22 protein-coding genes are annotated in these 20412 nt (G+C 37.9%); 10 read left to right on the top strand and 12 right to left on the bottom strand.

Features of this window, described 5'->3' with window-relative positions; genetic code table 11:
- Positions 1–193: 193 nt before the first annotated feature.
- Both ASG01_RS14545 and ASG01_RS14540 read right to left on the bottom strand, forming a co-directional pair.
- The gene (locus tag ASG01_RS14545) at positions 194–1384 is read right to left on the bottom strand and encodes an MFS transporter (protein WP_055865240.1); all 1191 of its coding nucleotides are present in this window, start codon (positions 1382–1384) and stop codon (positions 194–196) included.
- Positions 1385–1509: 125 nt separating this feature from the next.
- Positions 1510–1962, bottom strand: coding sequence for a hypothetical protein (locus ASG01_RS14540; protein WP_055865362.1), 453 nt, complete (start codon positions 1960–1962; stop codon positions 1510–1512).
- 244 nt (positions 1963–2206) lie between these two features.
- Here ASG01_RS14540 and ASG01_RS14535 point away from each other — a divergent pair, with 244 nt between their 5' ends.
- The gene (locus ASG01_RS14535; RefSeq protein WP_055865237.1) at positions 2207–2494 is read left to right on the top strand and encodes a GNAT family N-acetyltransferase; all 288 of its coding nucleotides are present in this window, start codon (positions 2207–2209) and stop codon (positions 2492–2494) included.
- Here the strand turns inward: ASG01_RS14535 and ASG01_RS14530 are convergent.
- Positions 2491–3588, bottom strand: a complete 1098-nt coding sequence (locus ASG01_RS14530) for an MBL fold metallo-hydrolase (protein WP_055865233.1) — start codon at positions 3586–3588, stop codon at positions 2491–2493. The genes ASG01_RS14535 and ASG01_RS14530 overlap by 4 nt on opposite strands.
- A gap of 108 nt (positions 3589–3696) precedes the next feature.
- Here ASG01_RS14530 and ASG01_RS14525 point away from each other — a divergent pair, with 108 nt between their 5' ends.
- The 3 genes from ASG01_RS14525 (at position 3697) to ASG01_RS14515 (ending at position 6845) form a co-directional block, all read left to right on the top strand.
- Entirely contained in the window at positions 3697–5241 is a 1545-nt protein-coding gene (locus ASG01_RS14525) for a S41 family peptidase (RefSeq protein ID WP_055865230.1), read from the top strand.
- A 3-nt stretch (positions 5242–5244) separates the two neighbouring features.
- Positions 5245–5805 carry a YdcF family protein gene (locus ASG01_RS14520; protein ID WP_055865227.1) on the top strand — a complete coding sequence of 187 codons (561 nt, stop codon included), beginning with the start codon at positions 5245–5247 and terminating at the stop codon, positions 5803–5805.
- Between the two features lie 209 nt (positions 5806–6014).
- The gene (locus ASG01_RS14515; RefSeq protein ID WP_055865225.1) at positions 6015–6845 is read left to right on the top strand and encodes an alpha/beta fold hydrolase; all 831 of its coding nucleotides are present in this window, start codon (positions 6015–6017) and stop codon (positions 6843–6845) included.
- Positions 6846–6933: 88 nt separating this feature from the next.
- On the opposite strand, the gene ASG01_RS14510 is transcribed toward ASG01_RS14515, so the two are convergent.
- Together ASG01_RS14510 and ASG01_RS14505 are read right to left on the bottom strand one after the other, a co-directional pair.
- Positions 6934–8271 carry a WG repeat-containing protein gene (locus tag ASG01_RS14510; RefSeq protein WP_055865222.1) on the bottom strand — a complete coding sequence of 446 codons (1338 nt, stop codon included), beginning with the start codon at positions 8269–8271 and terminating at the stop codon, positions 6934–6936.
- A gap of 91 nt (positions 8272–8362) precedes the next feature.
- Entirely contained in the window at positions 8363–9043 is a 681-nt protein-coding gene (locus tag ASG01_RS14505; protein ID WP_055865357.1) for a peptidoglycan DD-metalloendopeptidase family protein, read from the bottom strand.
- Between the two features lie 175 nt (positions 9044–9218).
- Between ASG01_RS14505 and ASG01_RS14500 the strand changes: the two genes are divergently transcribed.
- Positions 9219–9638 carry an endonuclease domain-containing protein gene (locus ASG01_RS14500; protein WP_082498391.1) on the top strand — a complete coding sequence of 140 codons (420 nt, stop codon included), beginning with the start codon at positions 9219–9221 and terminating at the stop codon, positions 9636–9638.
- A 176-nt stretch (positions 9639–9814) separates the two neighbouring features.
- On the opposite strand, the gene ASG01_RS14495 is transcribed toward ASG01_RS14500, so the two are convergent.
- The gene (locus tag ASG01_RS14495; protein WP_055865220.1) at positions 9815–10513 is read right to left on the bottom strand and encodes a DUF6261 family protein; all 699 of its coding nucleotides are present in this window, start codon (positions 10511–10513) and stop codon (positions 9815–9817) included.
- A 404-nt stretch (positions 10514–10917) separates the two neighbouring features.
- Between ASG01_RS14495 and ASG01_RS14490 the strand changes: the two genes are divergently transcribed.
- Together ASG01_RS14490 and ASG01_RS14485 are read left to right on the top strand one after the other, a co-directional pair.
- Positions 10918–12135, top strand: a complete 1218-nt coding sequence (locus tag ASG01_RS14490; RefSeq protein ID WP_055865217.1) for an AAA family ATPase — start codon at positions 10918–10920, stop codon at positions 12133–12135.
- Positions 12128–12709: a DUF4276 family protein gene (locus ASG01_RS14485; RefSeq protein ID WP_055865214.1), complete on the top strand. Its 582-nt coding sequence runs from the start codon at positions 12128–12130 to the stop codon at positions 12707–12709. Before ASG01_RS14490 ends, ASG01_RS14485 begins: the two co-directional genes overlap by 8 nt.
- A gap of 138 nt (positions 12710–12847) precedes the next feature.
- Here ASG01_RS14485 and ASG01_RS14480 read toward each other — a convergent pair whose 3' ends face one another.
- Together ASG01_RS14480 and ASG01_RS14475 are read right to left on the bottom strand one after the other, a co-directional pair.
- On the bottom strand, positions 12848–14833 hold the full coding sequence (locus ASG01_RS14480) for a urocanate hydratase (RefSeq protein WP_055865211.1): 1986 nt from the start codon (positions 14831–14833) through the stop codon (positions 12848–12850).
- Positions 14833–15267 (bottom strand): hypothetical protein, encoded by a 435-nt coding sequence (locus ASG01_RS14475; RefSeq protein ID WP_055865208.1) that lies wholly within the window; start codon positions 15265–15267, stop codon positions 14833–14835. Before ASG01_RS14475 ends, ASG01_RS14480 begins: the two co-directional genes overlap by 1 nt.
- Positions 15268–15432: 165 nt before the next feature.
- Here ASG01_RS14475 and ASG01_RS14470 point away from each other — a divergent pair, with 165 nt between their 5' ends.
- The gene (locus ASG01_RS14470) at positions 15433–15861 is read left to right on the top strand and encodes a hypothetical protein (protein ID WP_055865198.1); all 429 of its coding nucleotides are present in this window, start codon (positions 15433–15435) and stop codon (positions 15859–15861) included.
- A 56-nt stretch (positions 15862–15917) separates the two neighbouring features.
- Here the strand turns inward: ASG01_RS14470 and ASG01_RS14465 are convergent, their stop codons facing one another.
- The 4 genes from ASG01_RS14465 to ASG01_RS14450 all read right to left on the bottom strand — a co-directional run bounded on the left by ASG01_RS14465 (position 15918) and on the right by ASG01_RS14450 (position 18407).
- Positions 15918–16220 carry a hypothetical protein gene (locus tag ASG01_RS14465; protein ID WP_055865195.1) on the bottom strand — a complete coding sequence of 101 codons (303 nt, stop codon included), beginning with the start codon at positions 16218–16220 and terminating at the stop codon, positions 15918–15920.
- 78 nt (positions 16221–16298) lie between these two features.
- A complete protein-coding gene (locus tag ASG01_RS14460; RefSeq protein ID WP_055865192.1) occupies positions 16299–17270 on the bottom strand; it encodes a 2-hydroxyacid dehydrogenase in 972 nt (323 codons plus the stop codon).
- A 55-nt stretch (positions 17271–17325) separates the two neighbouring features.
- Positions 17326–17718 (bottom strand): DUF1801 domain-containing protein, encoded by a 393-nt coding sequence (locus ASG01_RS14455; RefSeq protein WP_055865188.1) that lies wholly within the window; start codon positions 17716–17718, stop codon positions 17326–17328.
- A gap of 38 nt (positions 17719–17756) precedes the next feature.
- On the bottom strand, positions 17757–18407 hold the full coding sequence (locus ASG01_RS14450; protein WP_055865185.1) for a protein-L-isoaspartate(D-aspartate) O-methyltransferase: 651 nt from the start codon (positions 18405–18407) through the stop codon (positions 17757–17759).
- A 157-nt stretch (positions 18408–18564) separates the two neighbouring features.
- Here ASG01_RS14450 and ASG01_RS14445 point away from each other — a divergent pair, with 157 nt between their 5' ends.
- Positions 18565–19527 (top strand): Gfo/Idh/MocA family protein, encoded by a 963-nt coding sequence (locus ASG01_RS14445; protein ID WP_055865180.1) that lies wholly within the window; start codon positions 18565–18567, stop codon positions 19525–19527.
- 3 nt (positions 19528–19530) lie between these two features.
- Positions 19531–20349: a M23 family metallopeptidase gene (locus tag ASG01_RS16335; protein WP_055865177.1), complete on the top strand. Its 819-nt coding sequence runs from the start codon at positions 19531–19533 to the stop codon at positions 20347–20349.
- The last annotated feature ends 63 nt before the right edge of the window (positions 20350–20412 follow it).

The following is a 20412-nucleotide window of genomic DNA, read 5'->3' as shown; positions in this document are numbered from 1 at the left end:
CTCGAATTTCACCCTTTTTGCCTCGACGTTGAGCCTAATTGCCTCGACATCCACCCTATTTGCCTGGAATTTCAAGCAAATTGCCTGACTGTTGAGCCTTTTTGCCTGGTTTTAAATCTGGCTATAGAAGTTAATCAGATCTTGAGAACGATGGTTTTCAGTGACATTTCACAATAATAAATTAACCGGAAGATTAATGAACAGTATATGCTTTCCTGAGTCTGATAACCGTAAGAATTATTAATCCTAAAATGCCCATTACAAGATAACCTTCGGCGACATTCATTTGGTTTTGCGGTTTGATGATCGCGACAATTCCATAGCTCAGGGCAGAAGTAAAAATGAACGCTACGCCACCGGTGAGTCCGCCCGCCATGCCTGCAGATTCAGGGAAACGGCCGATGCAGTAGGCGAAATAATTATTGAAGATAAACCCTGCCGTAATGTGTACGACGAAGGCAAAAGCCACCAGACTGTAAATGGAATTTAAATAAAAGGAAGCAAAAAGCATTGCAACAATAAGAATAATCTGGATGAAATTTGCATACCGGATTTTTGGCATAAAAGGCTTTGCGATAAGAGCTTTGCCGAGAAATCCGCCAGACATCCACGCAAAACCGAGAATCAGCGAAACGTAACCGGCCACGACTTCAGAATAGCCCATTTTGTGCTCGATGATGAAAGCGCCGCAAAGATTAAAAAAAATTACCATCGCATAACTCACGCCGCACATCAGCATTCCGTAAAAAAAATCTTTCGTGCCGAACATCATTTTATACTCGCCGATCATATCTGAAAGAAGAAATACTTTTTTCGTTTTTAATGTTTCCCCGGAGAATGCAAATTCCAAAATCAGCAACAGCAAACTGTAACCCGCCAACACGTAAAAATTAGACTGCCAGCCAAATAAACTCTGCAGATAACCGCCAATAAAAGGTGCGACAATCGGGCCGACAGACCAGACGATCGTCATGATGCTGAGGTAATGTTTCCGCTCTTCACCATCATACACATCCACAAAAAAAGCCCTTTTCGAGACAACTGCAAACCCGGAAAGCATTCCCTGCAAAACCCGCATGGCATAAATCACAAGAATATCTTTGGTAACAGCGGTAATAAGAAAACTTAAAACAAAGAGCGCCTGCGAGATCAGCGCCACACGATATCGGCCAAAAGTATCGACAACGCTTCCGGCAAAAAACTGCGTAAGACCATAGCTGATTAAGAAAATCGTAAGTGTAAGCTGAATTCTGCTTTCAGGCTGCTGCAGTTCTAAAGCCATACTCGGCATACTCGGAAGGTAAATATCGGTGGCCAGACCAGACATTGGAATTACCGCAAACGCCAGAATGGTGGCAATAAATTTATTTTTTTCTTTCAGCATATCATCGTTTTATGAACATTTTTAATGACGCTCATTTCAGACGACAAATGTAGAGGGAACCTCAGAGATATAAAACAAAAATGACCGAAAATACATCGGTCATTCTATCATTTTTAAAACAAAAATTATTTTTTAGAGCCTTTTCCTTTTCCATGTCCTTTCCCCGGACCTTTTCCATTCGGGCCTTTATGATACTGCGCTTTGCCGTACATGTGTTTGTAGCGCTTATCATTGTTCTTGTTGCTGTTGTAGACGGCTACAGGATTTTTTCCTTTGTAGTATTTATTCTTAAATTTTCCGTATTTGTCAGGTCCCATAATGCGCTCCAGCTCACCATAGCGGTCGGTTCTCCAGCGGTCTGGATTGTTGCCGTAAGTACGGTTCCAGCTGTCGTAATTGTCGTAACGGTTATTTAACGCATAGATTTGATTTGCCTGATTATCATTTAACGCTAAAGACGAGATCAGGCCTTGCCAGTCGATATCTGAAATACTTCTTCTGTAATCATTAAACCCAGCCTGAGAATAAACGAAGGTGAATCCGCCTAAAAGCATCACCGTAAAAATTAACTTTTTCATACTCAAATTTTTTATTGTAAAAATGATGTTCAAGTTAAGTGCCGTTTTTAATGTTTTGTTAAAATCAAAAACTAATACACCAAACGAAGCCACATCATGATTTTCTGTAATTAGGATTCGAAATAAATCCGAAAGTTAAAAAAGCAATAAAGCGAAATGAAGGTTTCAGCTTTTCGATAATATTATGTAACTTTAAAAAAGCATCATAAAAACATCATTATTTACAAAGAAAAAAATTACAGTTATGGAACAGATAAAATTTGAGATTACGCCGTATCAGGATGAAATTCAGCTCATTTTAGACGGAAAAAAAGTCGGTTATATGTCGATTTCTGTCGACGGCAGGCTGATGAATGTACATTATACCAAAATAGATCCCGAATATGAAGGTCACGGTTTTGCCAAACTTCTCCTCGACAAACTTGTGAATTTCGCCGAAGAAAAAGATTTAATGATCGATCCGGAATGTGATTTTGTAAGACAGCAACTCGAAAACCACCCCAAAAGATATAAGGGAATCTGGCACGATTAAGCTTCCTGCCACCAGCTTCCGAAATGATACTTTTGAATATTCAGATCTACAGGTTCACCAATTTTTGGCGTCAGAATCTGTAGATTTTTTTCTTGCCCAAGTTTGGTTACCATTTCCAAAGGTTCATTCCACGGATGAAGTGCGAGCGCAAATTTACCGCTGTGAACCGGGAAAATATACTTCGCACCGATGTCTTCACTGGCTTTAATCACATCTTCAGGCAATGCATGAATGTATCGCCATGCCGGATTGTACTGTCCGTTTTCAAGAACCGCAAAATCAAAAGGCCCAAATTTTTCACCGATCATTTTAAAATGTGTATCATAACCGCTGTCGCCACCGAGAAAAATTTTATGTCTTGGCGTTTCCAAAACATAGGAAGTCCAGAGCGTATTGTTGCGGTGCAGTTTTCTCCCGGAAAAATGTCTTGCCGGCGTATACGTGATTTTGCAGCCGTTTTTTAAACTCACCTCCGTGCCCCAATCCTCTTCAATTATTTGATTTTCGCTGTAACCCCATTTTTCGAGATGTGCGCCGACGCCAAGTGGAAGAATGACTTTGCCGACGCGGTCTTTCAACGCTTTTACCGTAGGGAAATCAAGATGATCGTAATGATCATGTGTGATGACAAGATAATCTATTGCCGGAATATCTTCCGGTTTAATGAGATCAGCGCCCGTGAATGCTTTGTTAAAAAATTTAAAAGGCGAACCGAAACTGCTTAAAACAGGATCAATTAAAAAAGAAACGCCATCGGTTTTTATAAAATATGACGAATGACCAAGCCAAACAAAAACATCCTGATTTTCCGGTAAATTTTTAAGATCAGTTTTTACAGAAATCACCGGATGATGCGGCTTTATGTGCGGATCTTTTTTAGAGAAAAAGAAGTCAAACATCACTTTCGGCATCGAATATCCTTCGGCGAACTGAGGAGTTTCGTGTTGATTCCAGAATTTACCGTCTTTAAAATTGGGAGAATTTTTCATCTGCTCCAGTCTTTTTCCGGTGGGCATTCCGCCGAAAACTTCCTGAGACATTATAATAAAATACAAAGCGATCACAACGGCGACGAATATGAAAATGTAGAGCATAAAATTTATTTAAATCTAAACAGTTAAGCAAAAAGCATGACGTATCTCTGAACGATTTTACTTTTTATTTCTGCTTTAAATATTTTATATTCGCTAAAACTGAAACCCTTGAGACCATTTTCTATACTCATCATTTTTCTGACACTATTTTCCTGCAAATCTGTAGAGAGATATAACGTAAGAAGAAACACAGCCATTGCTACCGAGAAATTGCGGCAGGATGTGGATTTCACCTACAGAAAACTGCAGGAATTTCATCCTCAACTGTATTGGTACATTCCCAAAGAGCAGCTGGATTTTAAATTTGACAGTTTGAAAACAACCATCACAAAACCGCTCACTCCGGTCGAATTTTATTTTAAAATACAGCCTGTGATCGCGCAGATTCGGGAAGGTCATCTGTCTTTCAGAATTCCTGCACAACGCTACGACCGCGCCGGAATGAAGAATTTTAAAAATAAAACCGGGCTTTTCGGAAGAATGAATTATCGGCTTGAAGACAATCGCCTTTTTGTGATTGAAAATAAAGATTCTGTGCAGAATATCCGTCCGGGAACAGAAATTTTAAGTATCAATAACGAACCCATCTCAAAATATGTAAACCGATATTCTGCACTCATCACCAGTGACGGAAAAAATAAAACCTTTACAAAACATTATCTCAGTGATGCTTTTTTCACTTTGTATCTGCTGGATGAAGGCTACAAAGACAGCGCGCGAATTGAAACTTCATACCAGGGACAAATTCAGAATATCACGCTGAATCGCCAAACCAAAAGTGAAGCTGACCTCGCCAAAGAAAAGGAAGCGAAAAAAAGTTCTGCAGAAAAAAACACAAACGATTATGAAGCGCTGACCGATACTTATAACCGCACTTTTAAATTTATCGACACCGACAGTACCGCAGCATATATGAAAATCCGGACTTTTTCTCAGCTGTTTTCCAAAAGGTTTTACCAGCAGTCTTTTGCCAAACTGAAGAAGTCGAAAGCAGAATATCTTGTGATCGATATTCGTGGAAATTATGGCGGTTCGCTTGCGGAAATTAATAATCTATACTCTTATCTCGCACCCGAACCATTCACACTTGTAAAACCGTCGAAAATTGTTTCGAAAAGCACACCTTTCAAGACCAATTTCTTCGCGAATACGAGTCCGATTGGTTACGTGATCAAAGGAATTCTGTATCCGGGCGTTTTGACGGCGCATCTTTTCAGTGTGAAAAAAGATAAAAATGGAAATGCATTTTATAATACCAAAGAGAATAAAATCACGCAGCCTAAAGCCGACGCTTTTAGAGGAAAAGTGTTTCTGCTGATTAACGGCGGAAGTTTCTCGGCCTCATCGATTATCGCGGCAAAGATGAAATACGACAGACGAGCAACTCTTGTAGGTGAAGAAACCGGCGGCGCGAATGACGGCACGGTAGCCGGATTTTATTCCTATCAAAAACTTCCAAATTCTAAACTCCAGCTTCCGATCGGACTTCTTCTGGTACAGCCGAATATCACTTTTGAGAATAAAGATTTAGGCGTAAAACCTGATTTAAAAATTGATGAAACGCTAGAAAATGCCATCAGAAAAGAAGATCCGGTGCTGGATTATGTGAAAGCTGAGATTGAAATATTAAAAAATAACAAAGATGGTAACTAATAAATGAAACGAATAATTAGAATCTTTAAGATATTTTTTTTGGTGATTGTGGTTTGGTTTGTCGTTCATTCAGTTTACATTATTTATGACGGATTATCTGATAACGGTGGGAAAGCTGATGTTGCAGTAATTCTTGGCAGTAAAGTAAATGAAGACGGAACGTTATCTGAGAGGCTGGAAAAACGGCTGGAAACCGGCGTTGAACTCTACCAAAAGAAACGCGTCAAGAAAATTATCGTGAGTGGTGGACTGGGAAAAGAGGGATTTTATGAAGGTTCTAAAATGAAAGAATTTCTTCTCACCAAAAAAATTCCGGATTCTGTGATCATTGTTGACAATAAAGGAAACAATACGCGGCTGACGGTTGACAATGTTTTAAAAATTCAGAAAAAGTTTCCTTTTAAAGGTCTGATTGTGGTTTCACAATATTTCCATGTGACGCGGACGAAGAAACTGTTTCGGGAAAAAGGTTTTGATAATGTGAGCAGTATGAGTCCGCGATATTTTGAGTGGCGGGATTTTTATTCTGTTTTGAGAGAGTTTCCGGCGTATTACTCTCAATAATATTTTATGAATTGGGTTTCGGCGGGCCTCCGGCCCGCCGAAACTTCCAAACAAAATCAATCCATTTCAGATCCTTCAAAATTTTCCTCTCAAACGCACACATTTTCTTCAATTTCTTAAAATATCATAAAAAAATAACTGTAAAGCTTTTTTCAGATGTGGTGGCTTGTAATTTGAGTGTGATTTAAAACACCAAATAACAAAATAGTATGCCTTTTATCAAAAAAGAAAACGAAAAAAATTTTGAACTGTATTATGAAGATTTCGGTTCGGGTCAACCCATTGTTTTAATTCACGGATGGCCGCTGAGTGGGAAATCATGGGAAATGCAGATTCCGGTTTTACTGGAGCTGGGTTACCGCGTGATTACGTATGACCGCAGAGGTTTCGGAAAATCAGCACCGACCGCTGACGGTTACGATTACAATTCTCTCACTGCCGATCTTCACGAACTGATCTCTCAACTCGAACTTAAAAATGTGATCCTTTTCGGATTTTCAATGGGCGGCGGCGAAGTTGTCCGCTATCTGACGAATTACGGATCTGAAAACATTGATAAAGTTGCGCTCATATCTTCGATTATTCCTTTGGTAAAACAGAGAGAAGACAATCCTGATGGCGTGCCGCAGGCAGATCTTCAGGAAATCATGGAAAGTCTGAAGAAAGAAAGAGTAACTTTCCTTGAAACTTTTCACAAAAATTTCTACAATTACGGACTTTTATCACAATCGGTGAGTCAGGCACAGTTAGATTTTGACTGGAACATTGCCTCTTGTGCCAATCCGATCGCTACAATTAAATGTGCCGAAAGCTGGGGTGAAACCGACTTTCGATCTGAATTAGTTAACGTAAATGTGAAAACATTAATCGTACATGGAGATGACGATAAAGTCGTACCGATTGAAACTGCAGGAAAACAGGCGGCAGAAGGCATTGCCGATAACGATTTTGTAATCGTTGAAGGCGCACCTCATGGCCTAAATGTAACGCATTACGAACAGCTTAATACAGTTTTGGCCAACTTCTTAAACGGGAATTAGTTTCTTTAAATAGTCAACAGATGGGCAGTAAATTAATTTTACTGCCCATTTTTTATGATTTTAAAGCTTGAAAATTTATCGCTTTCAATTATTCGATTCTTTTTCCTTTTTTATCGATAAAAAAATACGTCTGATCTTTTGAAACCAAAGCTGCACCGTTTCTGAACGCGTGAACATTATCATAAAGGAGCGGAATAATTTCTCTTCCTGAACGGTCTACAAAACCGGATTTTCCGTTTTTAGTTTTAACGGCCATTCCTTCGAAGAAAAAACCCATGTTTTCTTTCATCGTTTCAGGATTGATGTCAGATTCAAACAAGATTTTTCCTTTAGTGTCAATATAAACGTTTTTACCCTGATAAATCGCTTTGGCTGTGCCGTCAAATAAATTCCAGACTCTGTCGAACATCAGCGGAACGACAATCTTTTTGTTTTCATCTATAAAACCATATCGCTCATCTTTCCCTATGGATGCAAAACCTTCTCTGAAGTTCCCTATTTTGTAATCTACCGGCAGCACAATATCGCCCTGAACATTGATAAATCCTGATTTCAAGCTGTAAAGCCCGTCTTTTTCGAAGACCAAAAAATGAATATCTCTGTTTCTGTCAAAATCTGAATCGGCAATTTCAAGATACGTTTCAGTTGATATTCTTTTATTATTTTTAAGATCATACATATACGTTCGGCCATGCTCTTCTACGGCAAGTATATTTTCAGTAAGTTCTTTTACCCGTTTAGAATTAAAGAAGACAGCCATTTTTCCCTTCTTATCATAAACCTCTACGCCGTCATCTTTTTTAGCAAAAATATAATGACCGCTGGCGCTCATGTCTTTATAAATGAACGGAAGTAAAAGTTCACCACCGACTGTAAAACAGCCATAAAATTCATCTTTTTTTGCGATAATAACGTCTTTGTCATAAGGTGAAAGTATAGTATACTCACATTTAAGGATTTCGTTTCCTGCAAGATCGATCAGACCGTAAAGATTTCCTTCACTGGTCAGCGTGATATTTCTGTCCTGAAAATAGGAGATCACATTGTATTTTTTAGAAATATCTTTTTTCAGGCGCGTATCATACAGCCAGTGTTTTTTATCCTTTGTAAGTCTCACCACATGACTGTTAACGATGCTGATTTTATCATACGCCTGTTTCAGTAAAACCTTACCGGTAGAATCGATCAGTCCGCACGGGCTGTAGCTTTCGACCTCGCTGTTGTTATCATAATGCGTGACCGAACTAAGGTTTAAAGCATCGTAAAAAACGCCCTGTCCATATTTAAACTGATCAACAAAATACTTGCGGTCTTCATGTACCGTCGTGAAAATCCCGTATTCACGGTGAAAGTTTCCCTCAAGTTTATCTTGCGCAAAACTGAGTATCGGCAAAAACAGCAAAACTGACAGCAGCAATTGATTCATTTTTATATATTTTTGAATGGAATGATCTTATCTAATAATGAACATTCATTAAATTCTTCTGATTGTTTTTCAAATCTTTTTTTTCGAAATTTTAACCGTTGATTTTCAGTAATAGATTCGGATCCGGACAGTTTTCTCTATAAAAATCAAGATCTTTTTGACTGCAAACGCCGGGGTAATCTCCTTTTTTATTTTGAATATCTTTGATGATCTGAAAATGAAGATGCGGCGCATAATCACCATTCACAGGCGGTTTTCCCAGTTCGGCAATCTTCTCCCCTTTTTTCACGGATTGTCCTTCCCGTTTTCCATCAAGACTCTCGAGGCTTAAATGTCCGTACAAAGTATAAAACGTAACGTTTTCTATCTCATGCTGCAAAATAATTGTTGGACCATAGTCGCCCAATAATGTATTGTTCTGAAAACTGTGAATGGTACCATCCAGCGCACTGAGAACCGAAGTTCCGGCTTTGATCCACAAATCGATTCCGAGATGAATGTTTCGTTCGTCTGTATTTTCGCTGTTGAAATTGTCACTTCTTTTATACAAATTCCGTTTTTCGAGATACCCACCGAAAGCTACTTGTGCATGGCTTTTTGCAAGATGATCTTCCACAAAATGTTCAAATGCTTCGGCATCCGTAAGATCAAGTTCCAGCGTATCGGTATGCGCCGCCGACAGATCAATTGGCATATACTTCCCGTACACAATATCTGAATCGATCACATACACATTCTGCTGATTTTCCAGAATTTCTTCTACTGATTTCATGTCATTTTTAATTAAATTCAAATATAGAGATTGTGATTGAAAAATATCAAAACTTGAATATTACAGGCAAAAATTCCCCTCCTGTGGAGGGGTGGCAGAAATTCGCAGAATTTATGACGGGGTGGTTCAGATTTTTTCACATAACGGAAAATGTCTATCTTCATAAAAAACACTTATGCCTGAAAAAGAAATTCTCACCCAAATCAACGGGATTATTATCTACCGCAATTTTGTTGAAAATCTACCCTACAATCCTCATCTTAAAGCCTTGACAAAGGAAAAAAGAAAACTCGGTATTTTATCTGAAGTCATTTTCTGGAAAGCCGTTCGCAATAAAACGTTTCACCAAATCGACTTCGACCGGCAAAGAATTATCGGAAATTATATTGTCGGTTTTTATGTAAAAACTTTAGGACTAATTATAGAAATTGACGGGTGGAATCATGATCATAAAATAAATTATGATCTGGAACGAACAAAATATTTCGAAAGTTTAGGTTTAAAAGTTTTCAGGATTACCGACTGGGATGTGAAACAAAATTTGGCTCTGTCGCTGAAACAGCTGGAGGATTATATTATAGAGAATTACAGTTGAGCACAAAAAAAGGAGCGGATTATAAAACCACCCCGTCAAAAATTTTCAATTTTTGCCACCCCTCCAAAGGAGGGGAATTTCGTTCCTTCGATTCACAATTCAGCAAAGGCGAATTTCATTCCTCCAATTAGCGATTCAACAGAGGCAAATTTTGTTTCTTCGGTTCACTATCCTTTCTACAAAGGCTCTTCTTCCTTCTTCTTGACTTCCGAATTTTTGGCGGCTTTCACCAATTCATTCGTATCATTATAGAGCAGTTCCCAACCCGGAACATCCTGCATCGCCGTCAGCAAATTGAGATATGTTTTGAGGTTTTTCTCCAGATCTTTACGGATGGCGGAGGCACTCGTCATATTTCTCAGGTCGGCATTGGCTTCTGCCTGATCCGCGAACTGCGCTTCAAAATCTTCATGCTTCGTTTTCATATCGGTGAAGGCGGTGTTCACAGCAAGAAGCGCAATTTTCTGTTGGTTTTCCGGACTTTCCAATGCCTCAATCAGCTTGGTCATCTGAGCGGTTTGGGACGAATAGCTGAGGCGGTCAAGATCCAGTCCGAAAGTTTTAAAAATACCGTACAGATCTTCCGCCGACTGAGAATGGGGTGCCGACTGTAGCTTTCGGTATCCATCCAGAAAAGCTTTGAAACTGGTATAGGCGACATCTCTTTCATGGTCTGCCGTGGCGACATCTTTTCCTTTTCCGCTGTAGATCTGCTTGGTATACACCTCATCATATTCGGCGTACGAACTCTGCAGCGTCGCAGTGAGCGGATGGTTGGAAATCACAGGATATTTTCCTGACTGAATGGTGTTGAGAATTCTTTGAGCCAAAGTCGCAAGGTCTTTAGTGCTCAGTCTCACTAATGAAATTTTCATCGTTTAATGTGTTTATTTGTTAAAAATGTATTAATTACTCAAAAAAAATATAAATAATTGTACATTTAGTTTAAAACATTTTGTGGGAAATAAAATGCAGTTGCATGAAGCTCCCCGCAACTTGCTGGAGACTTCCTGCAATTGCAGGAGGTTACAAACAAGATTGTTTTAAAGAAAATGCGGATGCAGGAAAGATGTTTTAAGGGTGTTTGTAAGGTTCTGCGAAAGTTTTTCGCAGTTGTGGTGTTAATGTATAATAAATATAACGCTTCACAACATTAAGAAATTGAGTTTAATAATTATCTCAAATAGTGATCCTTCATCTTTACGGGAAAACGTAATCAATTATTGGATGTTTTTAATATATTTGATGATAATAACACTAAAAAACTAATAACCAATATATGATAAAACTTACAAAATTTGAAGTTAGTAATTATCGGTCGTGCCTTAAAACAAATCTCGACTTAAATCAGAATTTGATGTGCTTAATTGGAATAAATGGCGCTGGAAAAACTAATATACTAAATGGTTTACTTCTCCTTAAAAAATTAAAGGAAACTTATAAAATCCCTGAACTTAAACAAAAAAACATTTCAGGTTCACTAGCTGAAATTTCTCTTGATTATAAAGTCAACGAACATGCTATAAAAGTAAAAGCTACTTTACGATACGAAACAGACGATCGAAATAATGACGAAGTATTAGATTCTACCTTGAAATTCAATTTTTTTGAAATAACAGGTAATAAAAGATGGGTTGAAATACCACTTGAATTATTTAAATATATACATGAATTTAAGTCAAAAGAAAATAACTTTTTATTGACAAAGTATTTCAAATTTCCTAATCTGACAGAATCGCAAATTAATGCGATATATCCAATTAGAGATTTTTTTAACAAAATAAGTTATTACAGCGCAAGTCAGTTTTCTGATCCTTCAAAATGTCCGATTTCATTTGAACTGGATGAAAATAGACCTTATAGAAATAGTCGCTTTAATCTCCAACATGAAAAATTTCTAAATGATTTGTATATAAAATTTAAAAATAATAACAAAGAGTTTAATAAATTTATATCTACTGTTAATAAAGACGGAATTGGAATAATAGATAATATTACATTTGCTGAATATGATATGCCATCAAGCTCTTATGAAGTTAAATCTGGAGGTAAAATAAAACGCATTGAAAGGAATAGACAGTTAATAATACCGTATATAACCATAGACAGCATTGAACTTTCACCAAATCAGCTTTCTGAAGGTACTTTTAAAACTCTTGCATTAATATTTTATATTCTTACTGATGAAAATGAGTTATTATTAATTGAAGAACCAGAAGTTTGTGTTCATCATGGATTACTTAATAGTATTATTTCATTGATTTCGGTGCAATCTAAAAAGAAACAAATTATAATTAGCACTCATTCTGACTTTGTATTAGATAGATTAAGACCTGAAAATTTAATTATTGTTACAAAAAATTTACTTAAAGGCACAGTTGCTAAACCTTTAGATAAAGCTTTGTCAAAGAATGATTATGAAGCCTTAAAGTCTTATTTAGAAGAAGCAGGAAATTTAGGTGAATATTGGAAAGAAGGAGGACTAGATCATGAGTAAAATACCAAAGAAAATAGGAATAATTGCTGAAGATGAAAGTGACGTTGAAGCAATAAGAGAATTAATTAAGAGAATTACTGGAAAGAATAATATTGGTTTTAAACATTTTGTAGGGCGAGGCTGTGGGAAAATTAAGAGAAAAGCGGATGACTGGGCAACACAATTAAAAAAAAGAGGATGCTCAGTACTCATACTTATTCATGATTTAGACAGAAATAAATATGAAGATCTTTATGATATAATTCATAAAAGTATACATCCATTTGTTATTTCAAAAACATTAATAAACATACCTACAGAAGAAATGGAAGCTTGGTTTTTAGCTGATGAAAAAGGTATAAAAAGTGCTTTAAATTTAAGAAAAGCACCTAAAAAATATCATCATCCAGAAACAATAAAATCACCTAAAGAAGTTTTAGGTAATGAAATTGAAAAAGCATCAAACAATTCTAAAATTTATTTAAATACAAAACATAATTTATTAATTGCTAAAGCAATTGATATCGATATCGTTAAAAGCAAATGTAAATCTTTTAAAGCTCTTCATGAGTTTGTTATTGATAGTAAAATCTAAAATAAAGACAAAACTGATCGCAATTTCTTAGATTTCAATCCGTGAGTAAGCAAAAAAACAAAGCACTAATTATAAATCTGCGTTATCATACAAAGATAAAACCTGCCTCACAGCAGGTTTTTCTATATCTAAAAAGTTTTAAAACAAACTCTCATCCACAAAATTCGGCAACGTCACTTTCAAATTTGGCTCAGCTTCCATTGCTCTTTTAATCGCGAAAACTGCACCTTCATTTCGTGCCCAGCTTCGTCTTGAAATTCCGTTGTTGACGTCCCAGAAAAGCATAGATTTTAATCTTCTGTCGGCATCATCGCTACCATCGAGCAACATCCCGAAACCACCGTTGATCACTTCGCCCCAGCCAACGCCGCCACCGTTGTGAATGCTCACCCAGGTCGCCCCACGGAAACTGTCGCCAATCACATTGTGAATCGCCATATCTGCCGTAAATCTCGAACCGTCATAAATATTGGAAGTCTCCCTGTACGGCGAATCCGTCCCCGAAACATCGTGATGGTCTCTTCCCAAAACCACCGCTCCGATCTCTCCGTTGGCAATGGCTTTGTTGAAGGCTTCAGCGATTTTCATTCTGCCTTCTGCATCGGCGTACAGAATTCTCGCCTGCGAACCAACGACCAGATTGTTTTCCTGCGCGCCTTTGATCCACTGGATATTGTCTTTCATCTGCTGCTGAATTTCTTCGGGAGAATTTTTTATCATTTCCTCTAAAACCTGGCAGGCAATCTCATCTGTTTTCTGTAAATCTTCCGGTTTTCCGCTGGTACAAACCCAACGGAACGGCCCGAAACCATAATCAAAACACATCGGCCCCATAATATCCTGAACGTATGATGGGTATTTGAATTCTCTTCCAATCGTAGGATTTTCCGACATTACATCAGCTCCGGCTCTGGAAGCTTCGAGTAAAAAGGCATTTCCGTAATCGAAGAAATAGGTTCCTTTTGCTGTATGTTTGTTGATGGCGGAAGCGTGCCTTCTCAAAGTTTCCTGAACTTTTTCTTTGAATAATTCAGGGTTTTCTGCCATCATGGTATTGGATTCCTCAAAACTTTGACCGACAGGATAATAACCGCCCGCCCAGGGATTGTGAAGCGAAGTCTGGTCTGAACCGATATCTATTCTTAAATTTTCTTCATCAAATTTCTCCCAGATATCGACGATGTTTCCAAGGTATGCTAATGAAACTGTCTCCTTATTTTCCTGAGCTTTTCTTACTCTTGCCACCAATTCATCCAGATTTTCGTGGATTTCATTCACCCATTTCTGCTCGTGACGGATTTTGGTAATCTTTGGATTCACTTCTGCAATCACGGTGATGCAACCTGCGATATTTCCGGCTTTTGGCTGAGCTCCCGACATTCCACCTAAACCGGAAGTGACGAATAATCCACCTTTCGGTTCTTTATTGATTTTTCTGAAAGCATTCAAAACGGTAATCGTTGTTCCGTGCACAATTCCCTGCGGACCGATGTACATATAAGATCCGGCCGTCATTTGTCCGTACTGTGAAACACCCAGCGCATTGAATTTTTCCCAATCATCCGGCTTGGAATAATTTGGAATCATCATTCCGTTGGTCACCACCACTCTTGGTGCATCTTTGTGCGAAGGAAACAATCCCATCGGATGACCGGAATACATGGTCAACGTTTGTTCGTCCGTCATTTCAGACAGATATTTCATCGTCAGAAGATATTGCGCCCAGTTGCTGAACACCGCACCGTTTCCGCCGTAAGTAATCAATTCGTGCGGATGTTGCGCCACGGCGTAATCCAGATTGTTCTGAATCATCAGCATTATGGCTTTAGCCTGCTTAGATTTCCCGGGATATTCGGCGATGTCTCTTGCTTTCATCTCGTAATCCGGACGGAAGCGGTACATATAAATTCTGCCGTATTTCTCGAGTTCTTCCTTAAATTCCGGCAATAATTCTGCGTGGAATCTAGGTTCGAAGTAGCGTAAAGCGTTTTTAAGAGCGAGTTTTTTCTCTTCGTCTGAAAGGATTTCTTTACGTTTCGGTGCGTGATTAATATTGGAATCGTATTGTTTTGGTTGAGGTAATTCGGTGGGAATCCCTTGCTGTATCTGTTGTTGGAAAGTCATTACTTAGGTGATAGTTGTTGGTTGATAGTTGATGGCTTTTTTATGGTTTTAAAGATATTTAAAATGAAAATTATAATACCAATAAAACTTATTGGAATAAGGATTTTGCTTACTGTATCAATGTAAAGGAAATAATAGTTTGCCATAAATACAAGAAGGTTTATTATAGAGTAAAGGAAATTAGTACGTCTACCTGTTATAAATATGATAAAATAACCAAAAAGATATATCACATATGATAAATAGAAACTTGATATTGTATAAACGGGATTACTCAAAATTGCATTAAAATCTATTCCAAAATTAATAGTTTCATTGACTCCCCAAGTTTGTATTTCACCTTCTGTTTTCGTTCCAAAAAAATAAGCTACGATGAATATTAAAACCGGCAGTAGAAATACGAAAAACAGATATTTAGTAAAAAGTTTTTTCATAATGAAGTTTCGATTTTCAAAGTTTTAAAGATACATAAAACTTAAAAAAATTCCGCCTCAAACTTAGCTGAAATACCCGTCGCAACAGTTTTCGCATAAAATTTTTGGGCGAAATAAAAATCGGCAGTTTTATTGCATACCCTATTTTCGAAAATTTAAACTATTATGAAAAAAGTAACATTAACGCTGGCTATCGCCGCTCTTGCCTTCACGGTATCTTGTAACAATAATTCTAAACCTGAAGTGGTTACCACAGACGTAGAAACGGTAACAGGTGAAAACGTAGCCGAGGCTCAGAAAGATTTGAACGAAAACGCTGAAGATGCACAGGAAGAAATCAATAAAGCTCAGAAAGAACTTGACGATGCAAAAGCAAAAGGAGATCAGGTTTTGGTAGACGCTGCTCAGAAAAAACTTGACGAACTGAAAATGCAGGTGAAAAATATTCAGGCGAACACAGGAAAAGAAATCAGAAGTACAGACGGCGATATGAAAGGAGCCAACAAAGTACTGAACGGAAAAACAGAAGCTGCTGAACAACAGCTGGAGCAAGTTGAGAAAACGGCAAAAGAAGTAAAGAATAAAGTAGATTAAACTCTAAAAACACAGGATGAAAAAAACCTTACAGAATCTGTAAGGTTTTTTATTTGTTAGAAAATGATGTTGTCGGTTTCGTCTTCCATATCTTCTGATGTATGATCGCTGATGCCAAATCGGTCGGAGTTTTCGTCTGGCAGCTGATCGATAATCTGTTCAAAATTATCATCATCTTCGGCTCCCGGAATATCAAGTCCGTATGGCATTTCGTCATTCAAATGTGCCGGATTGGTAATTGGATTTCCATCTCCGTCTAACGGAATGTGCTCTTCGCGGTTAAATATATCTTCGCTTGGGCTGTAATCCATTTCCTCTAATTTTCTTTCCTGCTCGTAGCTGTTGTCTTCGGTTTCCATATTATTTATCTTTTGATTTGATTGGTGTAAGTCAAAAATGATTCCAAGAAATTCATTTATAATAAAATATTTTACCTTTTAACCGTAAACCTGCGGATTGGCGCAGTGTGGCATTTTTTCACCTCTGGAAAATGCGATCATATTTTCGGCAGCATATTTTGCCATTCCGTTTCTTGCTTCTACGGTTGCCGAACCGATGTGCGGCAAAACGCAGACATTTGAAAGTTTGAGAATAGGATCATCAGCATCCATCGGCTCAGGATTCGTCACATCAAAACCTGCGCCCCAGATTTCCTTATTTTGTAAAGATTCGCACAAATCTTTCTGATCGTGAAAACCGCCGCGCGCTGTGTTGATGAAAATCGCGTTCGGTTTCATTTTCTTAAAAGTTTCTTTATTAAATTTTCCTGCGTGTTCATCATTAAAACTTGCATGAATACTCAAAACATCAGATTTCTCAAGAAGCTCACCAAAAGAAACATATTTTGCATCCAGTTTTTCTTCTGCTTCTTTATTCTGATTTCTTTTATGATAAATAATATTCATCCCAAAAGCTTTGCGGCAACGCTCTGCCATTACCATTCCTATTCTTCCGAGACCAAAAATGCCCAGGGTTTTTCCGTCAAGCTCCTGCCCGAGTTCGTGCATTGGGTTGAAAGTTCCCCATTCGTCTTTCCGGATTCTGTCGAAATAATAACTTGCTTTTCGCGCCACCGACTGCATCAGGAGAAAAGCAATATCTGCTGTCGCGGTCGTCAAAACATCTGGCGTATTTCCTACCGGAATTTTTTTTGCGGTCGCATATTCAATATCAACAGAATCAAAACCCACACTGAAAAGTGCAATTGCTTTAATATTGGGACATTTTTCGAAGAAATCGGCATCAAAATCATTTTGTCCCACATTGAGAATTGCATCGGCATCTTTGCAGTAAGAAATCCATTCATCCGGCTCCAGATGCGGATTTTCGGGTATGATAATTTGTAAACCGGCATCTTTCAGCATCTTCATGCCGATCTCTGGAATCGGTCTGTTAATAAAAACTTTCATCTCTAAATTTTCACTCTTGAAAGTCAATTTTTATTCCGAAATGGTCTTTTGTATATTAATTAAGCCTGATCAGTTCACCTTTTCTTTTCACCAGATTTTTATAATCCCACTGAATTTCTCGTGATTTTTCGAGCCATCTTTTCAAATCAGCTTCTTCGATTTCATTCTTTTCATTATAAAATATCGACGCATCCTGAAATTTTACTCCGAGTACATTTAGTTTTTCTTCATTAAAAGACTTTCCGCTCCAAAACATAAGACGAATGCCTTTTTTCTGTTTGCTGAAACCTACAACAGGATTTTCATCCAAAAACCAAACTGGATGCGCGTGCCAGATTTTCGATTCTGCTTCCGTCACATTTTCACTGATTATTTTTATTAATCTTTCGCAGATAAGCTGATCAGATTCCGTTTGAGATGCAATGTATTTTTGGATGTCTGAATTCATATTATTGAAATTTGAAAATCTTTTTTGAATAACCGAAATTATAGATTGGTATTTTTCAACATCGGCACAAATTTATACGCCCCAAATTCTTCTTTTTCAATTTCTGAATCTGACTTTTTAGTAAAACGAAACAAAACCTGCTCATTCGTCGGCCCAAGCGGAATGACCATCACGCCCCCGATTTTCAGCTGTTTTAAAAGTTCGGTCGGCAAAACTGAAGCGCCACATGTCACAATAATTTTATCGAAAGGCGCAAAAGTCGGCAAACCGGCAAAACCATCACCAAAACTCTGAAATTTAGGCGAAAGATTGAGCTCCCGGAATTTCGTTTTAGCGTAATCAAAAAGGTCTTTCTGGCGCTCCACTGTGTAAACCAAAGTTTTCATTGCCAGCAAAACGGCGGTCTGATAACCGCAACCAGTTCCGATTTCCAATACCTTTTCGCCAGGTTTCAACATGAGAAGTTCGGTTTGCTCGGCCACCGTCGAAGGATGCGAGATCGTCTGATGCGCCAAAATCGGAAACGCGCGGTCTTCATACGCAAAGTCTTCAAAAATACTTTCGATAAATAAATGTCTCGGAACCGCATTCATCGCTGCAAGTACGTCACGGTCAGATATTCCTATTTTCTCGCGGAGATATTCGGTTAAAATTTTCCTCTTTCCTTTGTGTACGAAGGTATCCTGCATGCTTTTTTTTCTTTCTGAATTTGTTCGTAGTTGAACTGATTTAAGACAAAAATAACAATTAGCAAAGTAAAAATAGGTATTGACAGACGTTTTGTGCTAAAAATTTCCTGTAAAAAAACTGACGGCTAATTTATATCTTTACGAAAATTAAAAAACTATGTTGAAAGCAGGTTTGGTAGGCGCCGGACATTTGGGAAAAATACATTTGCGGCTTTTAAATGAGTCGGATCAATACGATTTTGTGGGATTTCATGACAAAGATGTCGAAAACGGCAGAAAGCTGGAAGCAGATTCAGGTTATCCTTTTTTTGAAAATCTCGACGAACTTTTAGACCAAATTGAAGTCCTGGATATCGTAACGCCGACACTTTATCATTACGATTACGCTTTAAAAGCTATAGAAAAAGGCCTGCATTTTTTCATTGAAAAACCGGTGACGCAAACGCTGGAGCAGGCAGAAGAAATTGTACAGAAATGCCGCGAAAACAACATCAAAGCTCAGGTTGGGCACGTTGAAAGATATAATCCGGCATTTATCGGTGCAAAAGATTACATCAAAAACCCGATGTTTATTGAGATTCACCGTCTGGCAGAATTTAATCCGCGCGGTACCGATGTTTCTGTTGTTTTGGATCTGATGATTCATGATCTTGATATTCTCCTGAGCGTGGTAAAATCTCCGGTGAAAAATATTCACGCGAGCGGCGTTTGTGTCGTGAGTAAAAGTCCCGACATTTCGAATGCCCGAATCGAGTTTGAAAACGGTTGTGTTGCCAATCTTACGACTTCAAGAATATCAATGAAAGCGATGCGAAAAAGCCGTTTCTTCCAGAAAGACGCATACATTTCGGTTGATTTCCTAGAGAAAAAAGCTGAAGTAATCCGCATGCAGGAAGCGCCTGAGGTTGCAACACCTTTTGATATGATTATTGAAAATGCGGAAGGCGAAAAAAATCAGATTTTATTTGAATATCCAAGTATTCAGCCTAACAATGCGATTTTAGACGAACTTAATTCTTTCGCGAAAGCCATTGCTGAAAACAAAAACGTGGAAGTGTCACTCGAAGACGGAACAGAGGCTTTAAAAGTGGCATTGGAGATTATGAAATTAATACAGTGAAAAATGAGAATACTTTTATTTGTTTTCCTTTTTATCTCGGTTCAGATTTTTTCGCAGGATTCTATAAAAACTAAAGTGTATCGCGAAAAAGTCGGTGACATGTTTGTCATTTACGCCGATAATGAAGAAGCTGCGCCTGCATCTTTTGAATATAGTTACACAGCAGAAAATATGAGCTCGTCTGCTGAAAATAAAAAGATTCTCATCTTTAAAGCAAACTCAAAAAAGAATGTCATCAGCGAACTGAAACATATTAATAAGAGATTACTAACGAAATTTTCTTACAATGTATACAGCATGATGGGAGACGTCAATGATCAGACATTTGATGAAAATTACATCTACAGTTTACCTTTCGACATTAAAAAAGAATACCGCATAGATCAGGGTTACAATGGAAATTTTTCGCATCAAAATTCTTTCTCGCTTGATTTTAATATGAAACCTGGCGAAAAAGTATTTTCAGCACGAGAAGGAATTGTGGTAAAAGTTGTTGATCAAAATGATAAAAGCTGTCTGACGAAAGACTGTGCACGATACAATAATCAAATCATGATCCTGCATTCTGACGGAAGTTTTGCAGAATATGTTCACCTTAATAAAAACGGAACTGCAGTAAAAGTAAATGATTCTGTAAAAAAAGGTCAGCTGATGGGATACAGTGGTGGTACCGGCTGGGCAAAAGGTCCGCATCTTCACTTTTCAGTGTTTAAAAATAAGATGAACGGCGAGCGTAATTACATCAAAACCAAGTTTAAGACATCTGCTCATAATGCTGGTACGCTGCTCGAACAAGGCAAAACCTATTCTAGAACAGAATAATTTTTATAAAAATCCTTTATCAGACGCCGAACTAATTGATATTTTATGTAAATTCCGCAACGA

The organism is Chryseobacterium sp. Leaf180, assembly GCF_001424585.1.
GTDB lineage: Bacteria > Bacteroidota > Bacteroidia > Flavobacteriales > Weeksellaceae > Chryseobacterium.
Note: the sequence above shows the minus strand (reverse complement) of the source record. Positions and strands in the feature narration are given on the sequence as shown.

Coding starts and splice junctions, on each gene's coding strand:
- ASG01_RS14500 (WP_082498391.1), top strand. CDS start 9,219: ATGCCTGAAAAAGAAATTCTCACCCAAATCAACGGGATTATTATCTAC.
- ASG01_RS14470 (WP_055865198.1), top strand. CDS start 15,433: ATGAAAAAAGTAACATTAACGCTGGCTATCGCCGCTCTTGCCTTCACG.
- ASG01_RS14445 (WP_055865180.1), top strand. CDS start 18,565: ATGTTGAAAGCAGGTTTGGTAGGCGCCGGACATTTGGGAAAAATACAT.
- ASG01_RS14535 (WP_055865237.1), top strand. CDS start 2,207: ATGGAACAGATAAAATTTGAGATTACGCCGTATCAGGATGAAATTCAG.
- ASG01_RS14485 (WP_055865214.1), top strand. CDS start 12,128: ATGAGTAAAATACCAAAGAAAATAGGAATAATTGCTGAAGATGAAAGT.
- ASG01_RS14495 (WP_055865220.1), bottom strand. CDS start 10,513: ATGAAAATTTCATTAGTGAGACTGAGCACTAAAGACCTTGCGACTTTG.
- ASG01_RS14530 (WP_055865233.1), bottom strand. CDS start 3,588: ATGCTCTACATTTTCATATTCGTCGCCGTTGTGATCGCTTTGTATTTT.
- ASG01_RS14455 (WP_055865188.1), bottom strand. CDS start 17,718: ATGAATTCAGACATCCAAAAATACATTGCATCTCAAACGGAATCTGAT.
- ASG01_RS14465 (WP_055865195.1), bottom strand. CDS start 16,220: ATGGAAACCGAAGACAACAGCTACGAGCAGGAAAGAAAATTAGAGGAA.
- ASG01_RS14540 (WP_055865362.1), bottom strand. CDS start 1,962: ATGAAAAAGTTAATTTTTACGGTGATGCTTTTAGGCGGATTCACCTTC.
- ASG01_RS14490 (WP_055865217.1), top strand. CDS start 10,918: ATGATAAAACTTACAAAATTTGAAGTTAGTAATTATCGGTCGTGCCTT.
- ASG01_RS16335 (WP_055865177.1), top strand. CDS start 19,531: ATGAGAATACTTTTATTTGTTTTCCTTTTTATCTCGGTTCAGATTTTT.
- ASG01_RS14515 (WP_055865225.1), top strand. CDS start 6,015: ATGCCTTTTATCAAAAAAGAAAACGAAAAAAATTTTGAACTGTATTAT.
- ASG01_RS14510 (WP_055865222.1), bottom strand. CDS start 8,271: ATGAATCAATTGCTGCTGTCAGTTTTGCTGTTTTTGCCGATACTCAGT.
- ASG01_RS14460 (WP_055865192.1), bottom strand. CDS start 17,270: ATGAAAGTTTTTATTAACAGACCGATTCCAGAGATCGGCATGAAGATG.
- ASG01_RS14545 (WP_055865240.1), bottom strand. CDS start 1,384: ATGCTGAAAGAAAAAAATAAATTTATTGCCACCATTCTGGCGTTTGCG.
- ASG01_RS14450 (WP_055865185.1), bottom strand. CDS start 18,407: ATGCAGGATACCTTCGTACACAAAGGAAAGAGGAAAATTTTAACCGAA.
- ASG01_RS14520 (WP_055865227.1), top strand. CDS start 5,245: ATGAAACGAATAATTAGAATCTTTAAGATATTTTTTTTGGTGATTGTG.
- ASG01_RS14505 (WP_055865357.1), bottom strand. CDS start 9,043: ATGAAATCAGTAGAAGAAATTCTGGAAAATCAGCAGAATGTGTATGTG.
- ASG01_RS14480 (WP_055865211.1), bottom strand. CDS start 14,833: ATGACTTTCCAACAACAGATACAGCAAGGGATTCCCACCGAATTACCT.
- ASG01_RS14475 (WP_055865208.1), bottom strand. CDS start 15,267: ATGAAAAAACTTTTTACTAAATATCTGTTTTTCGTATTTCTACTGCCG.